Genomic DNA, 18,418 nt, shown 5'->3' with positions numbered 1-18,418 from the left:
GTCAGGCTGAGCGGAGTCGAAGCTTTGGCATCCAGAAACCTGACAGATTTTAAAACCTGTCAGGTTTAATTGATGGACCTAATAGTTCTTCTTATTCGGCTTAGCGCTCATATAAAAAGTGATTTTACCACCATTTAATACATCCGAATGTTTCAGGAAAGGTTTGTCTAGCTGTTTTCCGTTTAAAAGAACTTTACTCACGAACACATTTTTATCCGATTGATTTACCGTTTCCACTTCAAATTTTTTACCGTTCTCTAAGTTAAAGACCGCATTTTTCACCAATGGACTTCCCAAAGCATATTCGTCAGAACCCGGAGCTACGGGATAAAAACCTAAACTGCTGAAAATATACCAGGCACTCATTTGCCCGAAATCATCGTTTCCGCCTAAACCGTCGGCTCCGTTTCGGTACATTTTCTTCAGGATCATTCTGATTTTATCCTGTGCCTTCCACGGCGAATTGGTCCAGTTGTATAAATACACGACATGGTGTGAAGGCTCATTGCCATGAACGTAGTTTCCGATGATTCCGTCTCTGGTGATATCTTCGGTATTTTCGAAATATTTGTCCGGAAGATGCATATTAAACAAAGAATCCAGTCGTACATTGAATTTATCATTTCCACCCATCATTTTAATCATTTCTGCAGGATCCTGCGGCACATACAAGCTGTAATTCCATGAATTCCCTTCAATGAAACCCTGTCCGTGTGTATCTAACGGATCAAATTCTTTCTTGAACGTTCCGTCGTTTAATTTCGGACGCATGAAACCTGTTTTGGCATCATACACATTTTTATAGTTTTTAGATCTTTCGATGAATTCATTGTAAATTTCAGTTTTCCCTAATTTTTTGGCAGCCTGAGCAATCGCCCAGTCATCGTAAGCATATTCTAAGGTTTTGGAAACCGATGCCCCGTTTTTGTCTTCCGGAACATAGCCCATTTTCATGTAATAGTCCAAACCATCATAATATCCCACTTTGGCGGTATTCACACATGCCTGTAGCGCTTTTTCCCTGTCAAAATTTCCATTTCCTTTTACGATCGCATCGGCAACTACAGAAACGGAATGATACCCGATCATACACCAGTTTTCATTGGCATAGTGCGACCAGATCGGCAGCATTTTATGTACACTCTGATCCGAATGCGCCAGCATCGAACTAATCATGTCTGAATTTCGGCTTGGCTGCACAATATTAAATAAAGGATGCAAAGCCCTGTACGTATCCCATAACGAATAGCTGGTATAGTTTTTAAAGTTTTCGGCTTTGTGAACATTCATATCCAGCCCTTTATAGTTTCCGTCGAGATCCATATATTCTGTTGGACCTAAAAAGGCGTGATACATGGCGGTGTAAAAGTTCACCAGGTCTTCTTTATGAAGGGTTTCGATCTGAATTTTATTCAGCTCCTTATTCCAGACTTCCTGACTTTGTTTTTTAACACGTTCAAAATCCCAGTCCGGAATTTCTTTTTTCATATTTTCAAGCGCTCCGGCAGAACTTACCGGCGATAATGCCATTTTAATTTTGATCTTTTCTCCTTCCTGTGTATCAAAGTCGAAGAACAATTTCAGGTTTTGCCCTGCCATTTCCGGAAAGTTTTTCGTTTGATCAAATCTTCCCCAAAAGCCTCTGTAAACACTTTTTTCCAAAGCTGCCTGTCCGTAGCTTTTAATGGGTTTATTGAAAGACATGGCAAAATAAACCGTTCTGGTTCTCGCCCAGCCGTTGGTCTGGCGGTATCCGGTAATTAAAGTATCGTTTTCTACGCGAACAAAGGTCCAGACATTCTTTTTATCATAGTTATAAATCCCCGAAGTTAAATCCAGAATAATATGTGCTTCATCTGACTTTGGAAAAGTATATTGATGCATTCCAACGCGTGTTGTAGCTGTCAGTTCCGCTTTGATGTTGTGATCTTCCAGCAGAACACTATAATAAGCAGGCGCTGCTTTTTCTGTGGCGTGGGAAAATGCGGATCGATATCCTGATAATGGTTTTGAGGCAACTCCGGGATTCAGTTGCAATTTTCCGGTGGTTGGCATAATTAAAAAATCACCCAGATCCGAATGGCCTGTCCCGCTGAAATGCGTGTGACTGAAACCTACAATCGTTTTGTCTTCATATTGGTATCCTGAACAATATTTATAAACCTCACCATTGTATTTTCCGTTTAAACCGTACGCAATGGTGTCGGTTTCCGGACTTAATTGTACACTTCCAAACGGAACTGTTGCTCCCGGATACGTATGTCCCATTTTTGCCGTACCGATCATGGGATCGACGTACTGAATTAAATCTTTAAGCGTATTGGCTTTTTTCTGCGCATGGATTGTAGTCAGACCACCAAACATTACGATTAATGATCCAAAAAGGAAACTTTTACTTTTTACTATATTCATTAAGTAGTTTTTTAAAAGAATAATTATCCGAATTTAAATCCAAAGTGCTGAAATTGCCACCAGAATCCAAATTGAATTTCATGCTTGAAAATTACAATAAATTATGGCTTTAAAAAATATAAATACGCTTCAATCTCCATTCCTTTTGAATATCTTTGATTTGTTAAAAGACAATTCCATCCATGAAAAATTATATTTTAGTTTTATTTCTTTCGGTTTCTACCTTCGGTTTCTCGCAAAAAACAGACAGTTTTATATTAGATAAAGAGCAGATCATCCAGAGAGAAGTGAATGGCTTAAGTGATTTTCCTATTTACCGAGCCTACGAGTTTCAGGATAAAAGCGGAGTTTGTGAATTGGTTCTATTCGAAAACAGAAAGATTGTTTCGAAAAAAGATACTTTAAACACTAAAATTCAGGCAATTTGTGCGATGAATGATCATGGCGGTTTTCGGGAGCGATGGACGATTAACGATTTAGTGGATAACGAAGAAGCAGAAACAAACATTTGGTTCTGGACGAAATACTGCTCTGTTAAAGATCTGGACGGGGACGGTTACATAGATCCTGTGATTGTCTATGGAACAAGGGATGAAAACGAGTACATTAAACGCGTTAAAATTATTACGGTTTATAAGGATAAAAAGTACGCCATACGTGCCGTGGAATCTGAATTTGATCTGGGCAGAAGTTTTAAGAAAGATGCCCACTGGAAATTACTGCCTCAGAAAATAAAAACCTATATAGATCAATTGGTTATAAAACTACGAAAAGAGCAGGATTTACTTTTGAAAGACGGGTAAAATAAATTCCAAATTTTAAATTCCAAATTCCAAACCGGGATGGCAAATTCAATGGTAATACCAATGTAACTCGTTATCTGAGTGATTCGGAAATAAAGTTTTAAAGTTTTCTTTTCAGGTTTTCTTTTACTTCATCGAACCATTCGTCTCTAAGAATACTGAGTACTATCGAATTGCGACGCACATCGCTGTTTGCTGTTGGCATATGACTTCTCAGGACGCCTTCTACTTTACAGCCGATGCTTTTCATGGCGGCTATGCTGCGTTCGTTATTATTATCGGCGCGGAATTCTACACGTTCCATTCCGAGTGTTTCGAAAGCAAATTGTAGTAACAGGAATTTACAGTGTTTGTTCAGGCCTGTTCCTCTGAATGCTGAACCGTACCAAGTATATCCCATTTGTACCGTTTTGTAATCCAACTGGATGTCGTAAAAACGGGTTGAACCGGCGTATTTTTGAGATTTTTTATCGAAAACAATGAAAGGGAATTCTTTTTTATTTTCTCGTTCTTTTACAGCAGACTTAATATAATTAATCAGGTTTTCTTTTCCGTCAGCGCCAACCAATGAATATTTCCAGGTTTCCGGTTCGTTGATCGAGATTTCTACTAAATTATCGACGTCTGTTTCCTGCAAAGGACGCAATAAAACGAAGTCGTCTTCTAAAATGACAGGGTCTGAGAAATTGAAATTTGATGTTGTACTCATACTTTTTTTATTCTTAGTGTAGCGCTGTAAAATCTTTGTACGCCTTTGTGTTATAGCTATTTTGCAGAGATTCACAGAGAATCACGAAGCTTCGCAAAGTTTAATTATTCACTCATTTCATCATAGCGCTCCGGAACCTGCGGATCGTACAACGGGCATTTGAATTCTTCCATCAGGCTCACCAGCTGGTTCATCGTTTTGCCCTCGGTTCCATAGCAGTCGATTCTTACGCTTTGTGGCGTTGTTATGACCTGAAAAGCGCCTTTCCCTGCGGTATTTTTCCAGCTGTTGTCATCTACTTTTTCCCATTGCGAAAATACCGATCGGATTCGGTTCATAATCACATCCACCGGAAGTTTCTCCAGGCCTTCTACTTCCTGCTCTTCCACAAGGGCTTCATACACTTCGTGGTGGTTCAGGTAAATTTCGTCTAAATATTTCCAAAAAAGTAATTCGTACATATGTTTGTTTTTTTTACCATATTAGTGATTATAAGATAACATAAGCCATTCGGCATTCTAAATGAAGCCTATGATCTTGTAAATTAAGAAGGAGGCTTCGACTTCGCTCAGCCTGACAATTTGAATTTGTTTAGCTTCACGTTCACTTCGCTCAGCCTGACAATTGAATTCATTTAGCCTGACTTTGCTCAATCCAAATTAAACTTCCATTCTTCATTTACTCCACTGAGCCTAATTCTTAAATGAACTTATAGTACTTATATGGTGAAATAAATTAATATATAAATATTTGGCAATTCTCCTATAATAGTTAGACGCACTGCTGTGCGTCTCTACAACGCGCCTCTACAGCGATTAACCTTTGAACCTTTGCCCCTATGGACCTCAAAAAAAACTAATATTCAAATGTTCCGTATTCGCTCGTAATGGTAAGCTTTTTAGCATCAGCGGCTTCTACCCTGCCCACAATTTGTGCGTCAACATTAAATGTTTTTGAAATCGCAATGATATCCTGCGCAATATTTTCCGGCACATAAATTTCCATACGGTGGCCGCAGTTGAAAACCTGATACATTTCTTTCCAGTCTGTTTTTGACTGTTCCTGAATCAGTTTGAATAAAGGCGGAACCGGAAATAAATTGTCTTTTATTATATGTAAGTTCTGAACGAAATGTAAAATCTTAGTTTGTGCCCCGCCACTGCAGTGCACCATTCCGTGAATTTCGTTTGGAGTATACGTATCTAAAATTTTCTTGATAATTGGCGCGTAAGTTCTGGTCGGAGATAATACCAACTGACCTGCGTTTATCGGACTGTTTTCTACAGCATCCGTTAAATTTACCTGACCTGAATAGATTAATTCTTCCGGTACCAGCGCATCGTAACTTTCAGGGTATTTTTTAGCTAAATATTTACCGAAAACATCATGACGGGCAGATGTTAAACCATTGCTCCCCATTCCGCCATTATAACTTTTTTCGTAAGTCGCCTGACCGAAAGAAGCAAGACCAACAATAACATCACCAGCTTTGATATTGGCATTATCTACTACATCGCTGCGTTTCATACGGGCTGTTACCGTAGAATCTACAATTATGGTACGAACCACATCACCCACGTCAGCTGTTTCTCCGCCTGTAGAATGAATCGTTACGCCAAAAGATTTTAACTCATTGATTAATTCCTCTGTTCCGTTGATAATAGCAGAAATCACCTCAGCAGGAATCAGGTTTTTATTTCTTCCTATTGTAGAAGAAAGCAAAATATTATCGGTAGCACCAACACATAACAAATCATCGATATTCATGATTAAAGCGTCCTGAGCGATTCCTTTCCAAACTGAAATATCACCGGTTTCTTTCCAGTACATATAGGCCAGAGAGGATTTTGTTCCTGCTCCGTCTGCGTGCATAATCAGGCAGTATTCTGAATCCTGAGTTAAATAATCAGGGACAATTTTACAGAATGCCTGCGGAAATAAACCTTTATCGATATTTTTAATGGCGTTGTGTACGTCTTCTTTTGATGCCGAAACACCTCTTTGTGCGTACCTTTTGCTAGAATCTGAACTCATGAAAATTAGTTTGTGTTGATGTGGTGCAAAGATAATCCCTTTTTTTAATTCTTTGAATGATTCGTAAGTTGATTGTAAAAAAGTTTTGCCACGAATTGCACTAATTTTCACTAATTTTTTTCTTTGAAAAACAAAAATCATCCTTAGCGGATGATTTTTGAATGTTTAGGTTTTCTTAGAGAATGAAAATAAAATTCGTGTGAATTCGTGAAATTAGTGGCAAAAAACTATTTCGTAAACAACAATTCTCTGTATTTGGTTAAGGTCCAGCTTTCGTCGTCTACCAATAATTCTAATTTGTCGCAGTGATTGCGGATATCTTCAAAATACGGTTTTACTTTATTGCAATAGGTCTCTGCCATTTTTTGTGCGTCGGTCAGCTGATTGGCTGTTTTTCTTTCATTTGTCATGGCCAGAACTTTAGAATTGATTCCCTCAATATGACCTGAAATTTCTTTTATCAAAACAATCTGCTCTTTTGCAATCGTTTCAAACTCTTTTCCGAAGATTTCTTTTAAGCCTTTTACGTTTTCAATTAACGTATTCTGGTAACGGATTGCAGTCGGAATAACATGATTTCTCGCAATGTCGCCCAAAACTCGACCTTCAATCTGAATTTTCTTGGTGTATTCTTCCAGTTCAATTTCGTAGCGGGCTTCCGCCTCCACATGGTTTAAAATTCCCAACTCACCGAATAAATCCAAAGCTTGTTTTGAAACTTTTGCTTTAATCGCTTCCGGGGTGGTTTTAAAATTACTTAAACCTCTTTTTGCTGCTTCTTTTTCCCAGGCGTCGCTGTAACCGTCCCCTTCGAAAAGTATTTTTTTAGACTGCTTGATGTATTCTCTTAAAACATTGAAGATGGCGTCGTCTTTTTTCATGTCTTTGGAATCAATCAAATGATCTACTTCTGTTTTGAAGTCTTTCAGTTGTTTGGCTACGATAGCATTCAGAGTCGTCATCGCGTTCGAACAGTTGGCATTAGAACCCACAGCCCTGAACTCAAATTTATTTCCGGTAAAGGCAAAAGGAGATGTTCTGTTTCTGTCTGTATTATCCAGAAGAACATCCGGAATCTTACCCACCACATTCAGTTTCAAATCTGTTTTTTCTTCAGGAGATAATTTTCCTGTAGTCACGCTTTCTAACTCTGACAATACTTTTGTCAACTGCGCCCCGATAAAAACCGAGATAATGGCCGGCGGTGCTTCATTAGCGCCTAACCTGTGATCATTACTTGCCGTTGCGATAGAAGCTCTTAGCAATGTTTCGTAATCATTTACCGCTTTAATGGTATTGATAAAGAAAGTCAAAAACTGCAAATTACTCATCGGTGTCTTGCTCGGACTCAATAAGTTAACTCCAGTATCGGTTGCCAGCGACCAGTTGTTGTGTTTTCCGGAACCGTTTACACCTTTAAAAGGCTTTTCGTGAAATAACACCTTGAAATCATGACGCTCTGCTACTCTTTGCATGACATCCATCAATAAAGAGTTATGATCTACGGCAAGATTGGTCTCTTCAAAAATCGGAGCCAGCTCAAACTGATTCGGTGCTACTTCGTTATGACGCGTTTTTACCGGAATTCCCAATAACATACATTCCTGCTCTAAATCTCTCATATAGGTTAAGGCACGGGTCGGAATAGAACCAAAATAATGGTCGTCCAATTGTTGTCCTTTTGCTGATGTATGTCCAAGAAGGGTTCTTCCTGTCATTACCAAATCAGGACGGGAATTGGCCAGCGCTTTGTCAATTAGAAAATATTCCTGCTCCCAGCCTAAAGTCGCAGTTACCTTTTTTACGTTTTTATCAAAATATTTACATACTTCTGTAGCCGCTTCATCCATCGCCGATAAAGCTCTCAATAACGGAATTTTATTGTCTAATGCTTCTCCGGTGTAAGCAATAAATACGGTTGGTATACATAAAGTGGTTCCGTAGATAAACGCCGGTGAGGTCGGATCCCAGGCCGTGTATCCTCTGGCTTCGAATGTGTTTCTGATTCCCCCGTTCGGAAAACTGGAGGCATCAGGTTCCTGTTGTACCAATTGTGCTCCGCCAAATTTTTCTACAGGATCACTGCCGTCATAAGAAGTTTCAAAAAAAGCATCATGTTTTTCCGCAGTTGTTCCCGTCAATGGCTGAAACCAGTGGGTATAATGGGTAACGCCTTTGGCAAGAGCCCACTCCTTCATTCCCATGGCAATATAATCGGCCAGTTTTCTGTCTATTTTAGTTCCGTGCTGAATAGCATCCCGTACTCCTTTTAAAGCATCTGAAGTCAAGTATTGCTTCATTGCTTTTTCATTAAAAACATTTAAACCGAAAATATTTGACTTTCTGTCAATTTCTTCAAAATGTACCGGCTTTCTGGTAGAAGCTTCTTTTAAAGCTTGGAAACGTAATGTTGACATGTATATAATTTTAAAATATTCGTATTAATTTTTACTAAAAAAAGAGGAACAAATATAAGCAATTAAACCCCCTGTTTTATGTATAAATTATAGAATTTTATGCGAAGATTTTTCAACAGAAGGAACTTTTTACCAAGAATAATGAATTTGATTTGAAGAAATATAACAAATTATGTTACTATTCCTGATTAAATAAACAATTTTTCGCAATTGATTGGGCACAAAATTCAAAAAACATCCCTGATTATTACGAATTTATTTTTTATAGCTGTTAAAAATTGCTTTTTTAAAAATATACCCCTCTCAAAATTGCGCTTATCCAAAAAATTATAGTCGACTAAACAAAATAGCCCCCTAATTTTTAGGACTAAAAAAATAAATCTATATTTGACCCAGCGAAAAAACAAAAAAAAATAAATTTATATTATTATGGCTAAAATTAAGTTAGAGTACATTTGGTTAGATGGATATGAACCAACTCAAAATCTTAGAAGTAAAACTAAAGTTGAAGAACACGAAAATTTCAAAGGAACATTAGAAGAACTTGGAAACTGGTCATTTGATGGTTCATCAACAAAACAAGCTGAAGGTGGATCTTCTGACTGTTTATTAGTTCCTGTTGCAATTTACCCGGATCCAACACGTATTAACGGTTGGCTGGTAATGACAGAAGTAATGTATGCTGATGGTACTCCACACGCTTCTAACGGTAGAGCTACTATTGATGACGATGGTGATTTCTGGTTCGGTTTTGAACAGGAATATTTCATCATGGACACTAAAACTTTATTGCCATTAGGTTTCCCTGTTGGAGGATATCCTGCTCCACAAGGTATGTACTACTGCTCTGTAGGTGGAAAAAACACACACGGAAGAAAATTAGTAGAAGAGCATGCTGATTTATGTATTGCTGCAGGAATCAATTTTGAAGGAATCAACCAGGAGGTTGCCTGCGGACAATGGGAATTCCAATTATTTGCTAAAGGTGCTAAAAAAGCCGGAGATGAAATCTGGGTTGCAAGATACTTATTAGATCGTTTGACTGAAAAATATGGTTACTATATCGAATATCACCCAAAACCACTTGGAGATACAGACTGGAATGGTTCAGGTATGCATGCTAACTTCTCTAACGAGGTGTTAAGAACATGTGGAGACCAGGCTACTTACGAAAGAATTTGTGAGGCTTTCAGACCTGTTACTGCTGAGCACATCGCGGTTTACGGAGCTTACAACGACCAACGTTTAACTGGTAAACACGAAACTGCTTCTATTCACGATTTCTCTTACGGAGTATCTGACAGAGGTTGTTCAATCAGAATTCCTTTAATGACTGTTCAAAAAGGATGGAAAGGTTGGTTAGAAGACAGAAGACCAGCTTCAAACGGTGATCCATACAAAATTGCTGCAAGAATTATCAAAACTGTTAAATCAGCGCTATAATTCATTGCTTACATTATATCCGAAAGTGCCATCAGTTATGATGGCACTTTTTTTTTACAAATAAACCCGACAGGTTTTAAAAACCTGTCGGGTTTATAAAATTTCAGAGTAACTTTCTTATAATTAATTTTTAAGTTAAAATTCAAAAACTATCTTTGTAAATCATTAAAAAAAAATACCATGATAGTCTGGATTCTGTTTTTGTTAGCCGTTGTTTTTATTCTTGCTTTAGACTTGGGAGTCTTCAATAAAACACCCCACATTATCAGCACTAAAGAAGCCAGCAAATGGACGCTGATCTGGGTAACACTATCGTTTTTATTCTCCGGTGTAATTTACTGGCTGTATACTACTGATTATATTGCCAATCCGGATCAACTGAAACCTGCAGTCGCTTCCATGAAGTTCATCACAGGTTACCTGATTGAATTATCACTGAGCGTTGATAATATTTTTGTGATCGCCATCATTTTTGCATCATTCAAGATACCTCAGAAATACCAGCACCGTGTTTTGTTCTGGGGAATTCTGGGCGCTGTTATTTTCCGCGGATTAATGATTTTCTTTGGTGTAATGCTGATCAATAAATTTACCTGGACAACTTATGTATTTGGTATCTTCCTTGTTTTTACTGCTGTAAAAATGTTGTTCTCGGGAGATGATGAGGATTTCCACCCAAAAGATTCTTTTATATACAAGGCACTTGGAAAAATCATTCCGATCACCTCAGAAATGGATCATCAGAAATTTTTCATTTTAACCGAAAGAGGGAAAAAAGCGGCTACTCCGTTATTCGTAGCTTTGATTGTTATTGAAGTGATGGACGTACTTTTTGCCGTAGACAGTGTTCCGGCTATCCTTGCCATTACATCAGATCCGTTTTTAGTTTTCAGTTCGAATATATTTGCGATCCTTGGATTGCGTTCTATGTATTTCTTCCTGGCGAATATGTTGGCGAAATTCAGTTATTTAGAATACAGTCTTGTGGCTATATTAGCCTTTGTAGGTCTAAAAATGCTGTTACATGATTTCATTCAGGTTCCGGAATGGGCTTCTTTGGCGTTTATTGCCTTGTCCCTTCTGGTAGGAATTTTGGTTTCTTTAAAATTTGGAAAAGAAAAAGAACTTACGGATTTAGATATCGAATAGTTTCTTGAAACATAAATATATAAAAAAAGGAAATCGTAATGATTTCCTTTTTTGTGCTTTTAAAATAAATAAAGTAATACAATTATTACAATTTAACTATTAAAAGTAAGATTATATCTAATTAAATATTATTTTTGTGTCATTATAAATAAAAATTTTATCATGAGACAAATTTATTTTTACTTTATGTTAACCCTTATTATCATTAGCTGTGACAATAAAGAAGATGTTAATTCGAAAACCCAAGCTCTTAATAATCCTACACAAACCTATATTATTAATGGAGACATTGAATATATCTCCGAAATAACTGATGGCTCAAAGCCAAAAAAGCCAATACTTGTATATGACATTCCAAACTATTCAGATAATAATAATACAGCATCTAAATCTTCTGAACAATCAACTTTCTTAAATTTTCACTATGGCTTATACAATCCTACAAAAAGCGGCTGTACTATAACAAGATATTTGGATTCGGGCAAAAGTTTTGAAACGGATCTGGGAGTATATGGACCAAATCCTTATCCTCAAATTAATGGCTATCTTGTAAGGGGATTTGGAGTACCTCATCAAAATCCTTATTATGGAGCATTAGTTTTAATAGCAAGTAATAAGGGAAGAAAAGTTAACACCAGAAGAGGAGTCATGGAAGAAAATCAAAAGAGAGGGTCTGCAATTTCAATTGAATTTCCCTTTGCGAAAAATGTATCTTATGAAATAACGATTAGAACTAAATTTCACGACAATCGATATTTAATTGACAAAAAATACAGTGACGGATATCCAACAGTATATGTACAACTAAAAGATGATGGAATTATTACATTACCTAATCTTAGGGATCAAAATCAAGATCCTTGTGAAAGAAAAGATTTAAATGAGATTGGTAGATCTGGGATTGATAATTACAAAAGATCCTATACCCCAGATAATGGCGTCGAAGCGATAAAAGATATATCTTTCAAATTTTCACCAATAATTGAAAAAAAAGCGTTACTAGTCTCACTACATCCAAAAATGAGGACTGAAGGTTATGGGGCAATACCAATAAACGGCCATACAATGATTATACTATCTATAACGATAACTGAAAAACCCTTTGACTCTTCTGTCAATGTAAATATTCCTGAACCTGTTAGACGACGCTATACTATAGATTAATTAAACTTTAATAACCAAAAAACAAAAAGGAGATCTATAGATCTCCTTTTTGTTTTTTGGTCTAACAATTAGTTTAAGCTCTTAACATTACTATCATCAATATTATATTTTGCAATAACCGCATTATAATCTGAATAATCTGCTTTTACCTTTTTTGCATTTACTCCATCATCTCCTGGAATAATAACAACCCTGAATGTTTTTCCTAACCTAAAAGTAGATGGTAACTGAGATAAATCACTTAAACTTCCATCAATAAAAACCGTAACTCTGTTTTTAGAAAAGTTAAAGTTATATTGAGCAGTTTCTAAACCATCATTAAAGTAATATATCTGAGGCAACAATGCCCAGCTGTCTACTCCCGTTGTGCTAACTAGCTCATATACCAAAACATTATCTCCCGACAACATTCCTGTCGGTGTGCTAGTCACAGCAAAATCTGGCCCAGCAAAGTTAACATTATTCATTTCATAAACATAAGGAAGTAAAATTCCGCCATCTTGTCCCGGAGCCCCTTCTGGTCCTTCACAGCTTGAAAATGCGATTAATCCAACAACTGCGAAAAGGGTAAGTATCTTTTTCATAATTTATATATATTTTAAGGTTTATATATAAAGGTATTCCAAAAATCAAACCAAAAAAAGCAAATGCAGTTAATTTGTTATAAATTTTATTACTTTTTACTATTTCTTATTATATCCTTTAGTATTATTTTTTGACAACTACCTGATTTTTAAGCAGTATTTTATTAAAGAACAACAAATGATACGGAAGTGAATTTTCCCAATAGTCCCAGGTATGTGCTCCCGGACGTTCGGTGTAATCGTGATCTACCTTATTATAGACTAATCTTCGGTGTAGCTCTCTGTTGGGTTCTATTAAAAAGTCATCCACACCACAATCTATAATTAAAGGCAATTTGTTTGCTTTTATTTTATCCAGCATTCCCAATACGGAATTCTGCTCGTACAATTCAGAGTTACTGCTTTTATCACCAAAAACAGGCTGCATCAATTTTATCACCTGAGCCGACGAATCCCGATTGAGCATAGCGCTCATGTCTACTGCCCCGCTCATGCTTCCGGCAGCACAAAACAAATCAGGATGCCTGGCCGATAAGTACAAAGCGCCATGACCGCCCATTGAAAGTCCGGTAATCACACGTCCGTTTCTGTTACTAATGGTTCTGTACGTTTTATCTACTTTCTGAATGACTTCCTGGGTGATAAAAGTTTCAAACTGACTTTCCTTGTTTACAGGACTGTCCAGATAAAAACTAAAGGTCTCTCCTTCGGGCATCACAATAATGATATTGTATTGGTCCGATAAGCCCTGTACTAATTTTTTATTTGGCGTGTTTTTTAACCAATCGCCAAAATGCCCGTAAGCACCGTGCAACAAATACAGCACCGGAAAGGTTGATTTGCTTTTCGAATAAGAACCCGGAAGTACAACTGCGGCTTTGTAGGTTTTGCCCATAGCTGTACTTGCAATTTGTAAAGTATCCACTTTTGCAGCATAACTCATTGAGGAAATGCACAACAAAAATGCAAACGCTAAAAATTTAAAGTTTTTCATATTGATATTTTTTCTGATTAGGGATTGTAAATATAACTTTTTCAGAATATAGTATATGAAAAATCTGATTCCTTTTTTGGTAAAGGATGAGTAAGTTTAACCGCAAAGTTCGCAAAGGTTTTTTTCTATGCTTTATGAATAGTTAGGCCCGCAAGGGTGCGTACGAATATAAATGATGCTGGGTTAACCGCACGGTTCACAAAGATGTTTTAATAGCAGTATATATTCTTTAAATCTCACAGCTTTGCGAACTTAAAAATATACCTGGCTAAAAAGCCTTTGCGAGCTTTGCGGTAAAAAAAACTTTATTTAATAATGATTTTATGTTCATTTCGGTACTGCGAGGCGCTTTTACCGGTATATTGTTTAAAAGACTTACTAAAGTGGCTGAAATTATTAAAACCGCTTTCGTAGCAAACTTCATTTATAGTAATAGGTTTCTCGGCCAGAAGTTTGGAGGCGTGAACCAGACGATATTCGTTTACAAACTCCGTAAAGGTTTTGTTGGATATTTTTTTGAAGTAACGGCAAAATGACGGTGTGGTCATACTTACCAGACTCGAAACTTCGTCTATGGCAATCGATTCCTGAAAATGGTCTTTTACGTAATTGAAAACCACATTGATCCGGTCACTGTCCTGTGCATTCAGCTCAAGGGAAAAACCATCGGCGTTGAGTACTGTATATTCGTCTGAAGATTCCAATTCGTCCAGAATACTAAGAAGTGTCATCAGACGTTCTAACGGAGGTTGTTTTTCCATCATTTCGATCTTCTTGCCTATTTTCTTTTTGGTTTCCCCGCCAAAAGCGATTCCGCCTTTAGACTGGCTCAGGATATTCTGAACCTTTTTCATTTCCGGTATTCCAAAAAAATCACTCCCTAAAAATTCAGGTTTGATGTGAATTACAATTTCGTTGATATTTCCGGTTTGTTCATTAGTAAAACCACAATGCGGCAGATTAGAACCGATCAGAATCAGACTTCCGTTGGTATAGTAGGAAACATGGCTTCCTATTTGTCTTTTTCCCGCGCCACCATTGATATAAACCAATTCAATTTCGGGATGATAATGCCATAAATGGGCTTTACTATTGGTTTTTTGAGCATGCTTCGTATAAGCAAAAGAGCTTCCGTAGGTATTAGAGATGACTTCAAGAGCCGGGGCGATAGTCTTCATGATCAAATCTTTAAAAAATAATAGCAAATTTAACAAAAATACCTAAAATAATTTAAATTTTAACCTATAACGGTTTCGCAACTGAGAATAAAGCACAATATTTTAAAAATTACCATCTGGGAATAATCGGTCAAATCGCCGATTTTTTTGTGTCTCATTTTTTTTCCTGCTTATTTTTTTATTAATCTTATTTAATTGGGTGTTTTTATACGTATATCTCATTTTTGTAAGAAATACGGAAAATTTAAGAAACTTTCGTTTTTGAATAAACATTGAAAAATAATAACTGAATTAACAAAAACGCCTCAAATAATTCAAATTTTAACCTATAACGGTTTCGTAAATGAGAATATAGCACATAAATTGGCAAATAGAGTTGTGATAAAAAATGTAATGTTGAAGTAATTTAGCATCAACAAATAAGAACAACAATTTAAAAAAATAAAGCCATGAAAAAGATTTTAAAACTTAGTATAGTATGTGCAGTGCTTTTTACAGGAATGAGTACTTACGCAATTGACGGGAATGATGATTTCAACCTTCACGTATTAAAAGGAAATGGTAAAATAATAACATTCGCTCTTAATCAGGTTAAAAAAGCAAACCTTTCTATATATGATACAAACGGAACTTTACTTTATTCTGAAAGTGCTTCAGGAAAAGAGGGTATCCTTAGAACTTTCAGCTTAGAAGAATTTCCGGCAGGAACTTACTTCTTAGAAGTGGAAGACAGTGCAAAAAAAGTAAGACATGAAATTATTGTGACTGATGAAACATCTGTTTTATCTACAAAAGCAGTTTCATCTACATATAAAGCAGATTCAACTGCTAAAAATACAAGCGTAGCAACACGCTAGAAAAGTTTATACTCGCATACAGTATAAAAATGAGGTTAGATAGTTAGTAAAGTTTAAAAACATTCAATTGTTTTTTAAAACAGCTCTTTGTGGTTATTGAGCTGTTTTTTTTATGCCTTTTTTTAACCGCAAGGGCGCCAGGGTTCTCGCAAAGTTCGCAAAGTTTAATAGTAAGCTTTGCGAACTTTGCGTTTTTTATTTCATTGCGATCCTTGCGTTTAAATTTTTCACATATGATATTTTTTGTAAGAACATAAGATTAATTTACATTCTCTTAATTCAAACGAAACATTGAAAAATAATAACCTAATTAACTAAAACGATAAATATAATTCAAATTTTAACCTATAACGGTTTCGTAAATGAGAATACAGCATCGAAATAAGCCAATAGAGTTGTGTGTGATTCTGTAAGATATAAGTAATTTAGCATCAGAGAATTAGAACTATTAATTTAAAAACGAAAATCATGAAAACAAGTTTAAAATTAAGTTTAGTATGTGCAGTGCTTTTTGCAGGAACAAGCTCTTATGCAATTGACGGAAATGAAGATTTTAATCTTCATGTATTAAAAACGAATGGAAAGCTGATTACGTTTGCGCTTAACCAGGTTAAAAAAGCAAGCTTAGCGATCTATGACAACGAAGGAAATCTAATTTATTCTGAGAATGCTTCAGGTAAAGATGGAATTTTGAGAACTTTTAGCTTAGAAGAATTTCCTGAGGGAACATACTTCTTAGAAGTAGAAGATAATGTAAAAAAAGTGAGACACGAAATTACCATTACTGACGAAACAACTGTTTTATCAAAAAAGGCATTTTCATCTGTTTACAAAGCTGGTTTCGATAAAAACAGCACCGTAGCAGCACGTTAATTTTTTTATACCCGCATAGTATAAAAAATGAGGTTAATAGCTTAGTACAGTAAAAAACTGATGGTTTAAGAACAGCTCTTTGTGGTTATCGAGCTGTTTTTTTATGCTCAATTTTGACTAAACCATCATCATTTTTTTTCAATTGAAAAATTATTCTTAATAATTTTAAAAGGCTGTTTTACACGACATTAAAAAAAATCACTTTTAAAACATCCAAGAGCCCAGTAATTGCGTACATAGTTCAGACAAAACGCAGAAAGAGTTTTAATTCAGCAACTTATGTCTTTAAAAAAGATCGTTTTTTGCATTAAATTCAAATTTCTATTTGTAGTTTTGCCACACCACGATTAAAACTAAAATTTTTAAAAAACATGACAAAATTTACTAAACTGGGCTTAGTTGTAGCCGTATTTTTAACAACTGTTTTCACTTACGCAATTGATGGAAAAGGGGATTATATCTTGTATATAAAAACCGGAAACGGAAAAGTAATTAGCTTTACTTTAAACTCTGTTGAAAAATCAAGTTTTTCAATCTTCGATGCAAACAATAATTTATTGTACACAGGAAACTCTGTGGCAGATGAATTAGAAATTTCAAAAACACTAAGTTTAGAGGCATATCCAGCCGGAACTTACACTTTGGAAGTAAATGAGAATGGCAAAATTGTAAAACATGCGATTACAGTTTCAGCTAAGAAATCAAAAACAGTTAAACTTGACGAATCTGTAAACGAAAGTCCAGCATTCCGTCGTTAATTTTTGGTTTTAATTAAAATGCGAAAGACAGCTTTTCCAGAGCTGTCTTTTTTTGTTTTTAGATTTTGTACTAATTAACCACAATATTTCCCTGAGTATCATAAACAAATGTCCATCCCATCTCTTTCGTTGAAACAGTGTCATAGTAATACAAAGTCTCTGTATATTTTCTGAAATTATTTCGGGAAAGCGAACGATAAAAATAGTCTTCTAATAATTGCATTCTCTTAAACGGATTATAAGAAGTATCATAATCTTCAAAAGTTCTTACGATTCTTTCGCCTTCACTCTTTCCGTTATGCAACTCTGTATATTCGGTCTTTGTCAGGTTGTTGTTGGCGTCGTAGAAGAATTTCTCAGAGAATGTCAGTACATAATCTGTGGGATCCTCCGGGTAGTAGGTCATATTGGGATAACTTGTAACCACCTGTGTAAGTTTGCCCTCTGCATATTTATAAACCTGTTTTTTGGCATTAATAGCAATCGTGTTGGGAACTTCTTTTTCGGCAATCAGATTGGCACTGTTTAAGGTGTAATAAATGGTTCCTTTACTGACTGCATAAATATCTGAATCATAAAAATTTTCAACAGTAACCTTATTACTGCTGTACACTAAGGAGGTATATAACTTATCAGAAAAAATTCTGTCAAAACCTGTAGCAGCACCAAGTGCTAAATAACCGCCCACTTTTTTGGTTAACCTTTTAGTATTGTCATATTCAAAACTAAAGTTTATCTCCGAGGGATTAACAGGAAAACCGTTATTAGCACCGTCAAATTTCATTTGTTTTACCAAAGGATCCGTAGTGGTATCCGGCACGTCCTCATCAGAATTACTGCAGGAAGCCAGACAGATTCCGGCAACTAAAATTGTAAAGAAATGTTTTATAGTTTTTGACATAAAGGCTGTTATTTTTTTAGGCAAGATAGGAATTACTGTCAGAAAAAAACTGTGGCAAAAAATTAATTTATTTTTATTTGCCACACAAATTGTGGCAAAAATTAATTCTATTTTATTTTGCCACATAAATCGTGGCAAATTT

General features: G+C 35.9%; 16 protein-coding genes. 7 read left to right on the top strand and 9 right to left on the bottom strand.

The window, feature by feature from the left end; translation table 11 throughout:
- Positions 1-78 precede the first annotated feature (78 nt).
- Positions 79-2,364: a GH92 family glycosyl hydrolase gene (locus LPB89_RS12825; protein ID WP_370635521.1), complete on the bottom strand. Its 2,286-nt coding sequence runs from the start codon at positions 2,362-2,364 to the stop codon at positions 79-81.
- Positions 2,365-2,594: 230 nt separating this feature from the next.
- Here LPB89_RS12825 and LPB89_RS12820 point away from each other — a divergent pair, with 230 nt between their 5' ends.
- Entirely contained in the window at positions 2,595-3,215 is a 621-nt protein-coding gene (locus LPB89_RS12820) for a M949_RS01915 family surface polysaccharide biosynthesis protein (RefSeq protein ID WP_230702178.1), read from the top strand.
- 100 nt (positions 3,216-3,315) lie between these two features.
- On the opposite strand, the gene LPB89_RS12815 is transcribed toward LPB89_RS12820, so the two are convergent.
- The 4 genes from LPB89_RS12815 to LPB89_RS12800 form a co-directional block, all read right to left on the bottom strand.
- Entirely contained in the window at positions 3,316-3,924 is a 609-nt protein-coding gene (locus LPB89_RS12815) for a GNAT family N-acetyltransferase (RefSeq protein WP_230702177.1), read from the bottom strand.
- 104 nt (positions 3,925-4,028) lie between these two features.
- Complete coding sequence (locus LPB89_RS12810) at positions 4,029-4,385, bottom strand: hypothetical protein (RefSeq protein WP_127337018.1); 357 nt, start codon at positions 4,383-4,385, stop codon at positions 4,029-4,031.
- Positions 4,386-4,779: 394 nt separating this feature from the next.
- A complete protein-coding gene (locus tag LPB89_RS12805) occupies positions 4,780-5,958 on the bottom strand; it encodes an AIR synthase related protein (RefSeq protein ID WP_230702176.1) in 1,179 nt (392 codons plus the stop codon).
- A 227-nt stretch (positions 5,959-6,185) separates the two neighbouring features.
- Positions 6,186-8,375: a glutamine synthetase III gene (locus tag LPB89_RS12800; RefSeq protein ID WP_127337016.1), complete on the bottom strand. Its 2,190-nt coding sequence runs from the start codon at positions 8,373-8,375 to the stop codon at positions 6,186-6,188.
- 429 nt (positions 8,376-8,804) lie between these two features.
- On the opposite strand from LPB89_RS12800, the gene LPB89_RS12795 reads away from it, so the two are divergent.
- The 3 genes from LPB89_RS12795 (at position 8,805) to LPB89_RS12785 (ending at position 12,131) form a co-directional block, all read left to right on the top strand.
- Positions 8,805-9,818 carry a glutamine synthetase beta-grasp domain-containing protein gene (locus tag LPB89_RS12795; RefSeq protein ID WP_115847512.1) on the top strand — a complete coding sequence of 338 codons (1,014 nt, stop codon included), beginning with the start codon at positions 8,805-8,807 and terminating at the stop codon, positions 9,816-9,818.
- Positions 9,819-9,998: 180 nt separating this feature from the next.
- On the top strand, positions 9,999-10,967 hold the full coding sequence (locus tag LPB89_RS12790; RefSeq protein ID WP_230702175.1) for a TerC family protein: 969 nt from the start codon (positions 9,999-10,001) through the stop codon (positions 10,965-10,967).
- A gap of 162 nt (positions 10,968-11,129) precedes the next feature.
- Positions 11,130-12,131, top strand: coding sequence for a hypothetical protein (locus LPB89_RS12785; protein ID WP_230702174.1), 1,002 nt, complete (start codon positions 11,130-11,132; stop codon positions 12,129-12,131).
- A gap of 68 nt (positions 12,132-12,199) precedes the next feature.
- Here the strand turns inward: LPB89_RS12785 and LPB89_RS12780 are convergent, their stop codons facing one another.
- From LPB89_RS12780 to LPB89_RS12770, 3 genes are all read right to left on the bottom strand, one after another.
- Positions 12,200-12,715: a hypothetical protein gene (locus LPB89_RS12780; RefSeq protein WP_230702173.1), complete on the bottom strand. Its 516-nt coding sequence runs from the start codon at positions 12,713-12,715 to the stop codon at positions 12,200-12,202.
- Positions 12,716-12,839: 124 nt separating this feature from the next.
- The gene (locus LPB89_RS12775; protein WP_230702172.1) at positions 12,840-13,709 is read right to left on the bottom strand and encodes an alpha/beta hydrolase family protein; all 870 of its coding nucleotides are present in this window, start codon (positions 13,707-13,709) and stop codon (positions 12,840-12,842) included.
- 305 nt (positions 13,710-14,014) lie between these two features.
- Positions 14,015-14,887, bottom strand: coding sequence for an AraC family transcriptional regulator (locus LPB89_RS12770; protein WP_230702171.1), 873 nt, complete (start codon positions 14,885-14,887; stop codon positions 14,015-14,017).
- Positions 14,888-15,336: 449 nt separating this feature from the next.
- Here LPB89_RS12770 and LPB89_RS12765 point away from each other — a divergent pair, with 449 nt between their 5' ends.
- The 3 genes from LPB89_RS12765 to LPB89_RS12755 all read left to right on the top strand — a co-directional run bounded on the left by LPB89_RS12765 (position 15,337) and on the right by LPB89_RS12755 (position 17,375).
- On the top strand, positions 15,337-15,744 hold the full coding sequence (locus LPB89_RS12765; RefSeq protein WP_230702170.1) for a T9SS type A sorting domain-containing protein: 408 nt from the start codon (positions 15,337-15,339) through the stop codon (positions 15,742-15,744).
- A 468-nt stretch (positions 15,745-16,212) separates the two neighbouring features.
- A complete protein-coding gene (locus LPB89_RS12760; protein ID WP_230702169.1) occupies positions 16,213-16,617 on the top strand; it encodes a T9SS type A sorting domain-containing protein in 405 nt (134 codons plus the stop codon).
- A gap of 371 nt (positions 16,618-16,988) precedes the next feature.
- Positions 16,989-17,375, top strand: coding sequence for a secretion protein (locus LPB89_RS12755; RefSeq protein WP_230702168.1), 387 nt, complete (start codon positions 16,989-16,991; stop codon positions 17,373-17,375).
- Positions 17,376-17,445: 70 nt separating this feature from the next.
- On the opposite strand, the gene LPB89_RS12750 is transcribed toward LPB89_RS12755, so the two are convergent.
- A complete protein-coding gene (locus LPB89_RS12750) occupies positions 17,446-18,276 on the bottom strand; it encodes a hypothetical protein (protein WP_230702167.1) in 831 nt (276 codons plus the stop codon).
- Positions 18,277-18,418 lie beyond the last annotated feature (142 nt).

It is taken from the genome of Flavobacterium sp. ENC, assembly GCF_020991415.1.
Classification (GTDB): Bacteria; Bacteroidota; Bacteroidia; order Flavobacteriales; family Flavobacteriaceae; genus Flavobacterium.
This window is presented reverse-complemented; position numbering and strand designations above follow the sequence as displayed.

What these genes read in the sequence shown, in the direction of transcription:
- LPB89_RS12825 (WP_370635521.1), bottom strand. Translation starts at nt 2,364, where the DNA reads ATGTTTGGTGGTCTGACTACAATCCATGCGCAGAAAAAAGCCAATACG.
- LPB89_RS12820 (WP_230702178.1), top strand. Translation starts at nt 2,595, where the DNA reads ATGAAAAATTATATTTTAGTTTTATTTCTTTCGGTTTCTACCTTCGGT.
- LPB89_RS12815 (WP_230702177.1), bottom strand. Translation starts at nt 3,924, where the DNA reads ATGAGTACAACATCAAATTTCAATTTCTCAGACCCTGTCATTTTAGAA.
- LPB89_RS12810 (WP_127337018.1), bottom strand. Translation starts at nt 4,385, where the DNA reads ATGTACGAATTACTTTTTTGGAAATATTTAGACGAAATTTACCTGAAC.
- LPB89_RS12805 (WP_230702176.1), bottom strand. Translation starts at nt 5,958, where the DNA reads ATGAGTTCAGATTCTAGCAAAAGGTACGCACAAAGAGGTGTTTCGGCA.
- LPB89_RS12800 (WP_127337016.1), bottom strand. Translation starts at nt 8,375, where the DNA reads ATGTCAACATTACGTTTCCAAGCTTTAAAAGAAGCTTCTACCAGAAAG.
- LPB89_RS12795 (WP_115847512.1), top strand. Translation starts at nt 8,805, where the DNA reads ATGGCTAAAATTAAGTTAGAGTACATTTGGTTAGATGGATATGAACCA.
- LPB89_RS12790 (WP_230702175.1), top strand. Translation starts at nt 9,999, where the DNA reads ATGATAGTCTGGATTCTGTTTTTGTTAGCCGTTGTTTTTATTCTTGCT.
- LPB89_RS12785 (WP_230702174.1), top strand. Translation starts at nt 11,130, where the DNA reads ATGAGACAAATTTATTTTTACTTTATGTTAACCCTTATTATCATTAGC.
- LPB89_RS12780 (WP_230702173.1), bottom strand. Translation starts at nt 12,715, where the DNA reads ATGAAAAAGATACTTACCCTTTTCGCAGTTGTTGGATTAATCGCATTT.
- LPB89_RS12775 (WP_230702172.1), bottom strand. Translation starts at nt 13,709, where the DNA reads ATGAAAAACTTTAAATTTTTAGCGTTTGCATTTTTGTTGTGCATTTCC.
- LPB89_RS12770 (WP_230702171.1), bottom strand. Translation starts at nt 14,887, where the DNA reads ATGAAGACTATCGCCCCGGCTCTTGAAGTCATCTCTAATACCTACGGA.
- LPB89_RS12765 (WP_230702170.1), top strand. Translation starts at nt 15,337, where the DNA reads ATGAAAAAGATTTTAAAACTTAGTATAGTATGTGCAGTGCTTTTTACA.
- LPB89_RS12760 (WP_230702169.1), top strand. Translation starts at nt 16,213, where the DNA reads ATGAAAACAAGTTTAAAATTAAGTTTAGTATGTGCAGTGCTTTTTGCA.
- LPB89_RS12755 (WP_230702168.1), top strand. Translation starts at nt 16,989, where the DNA reads ATGACAAAATTTACTAAACTGGGCTTAGTTGTAGCCGTATTTTTAACA.
- LPB89_RS12750 (WP_230702167.1), bottom strand. Translation starts at nt 18,276, where the DNA reads ATGTCAAAAACTATAAAACATTTCTTTACAATTTTAGTTGCCGGAATC.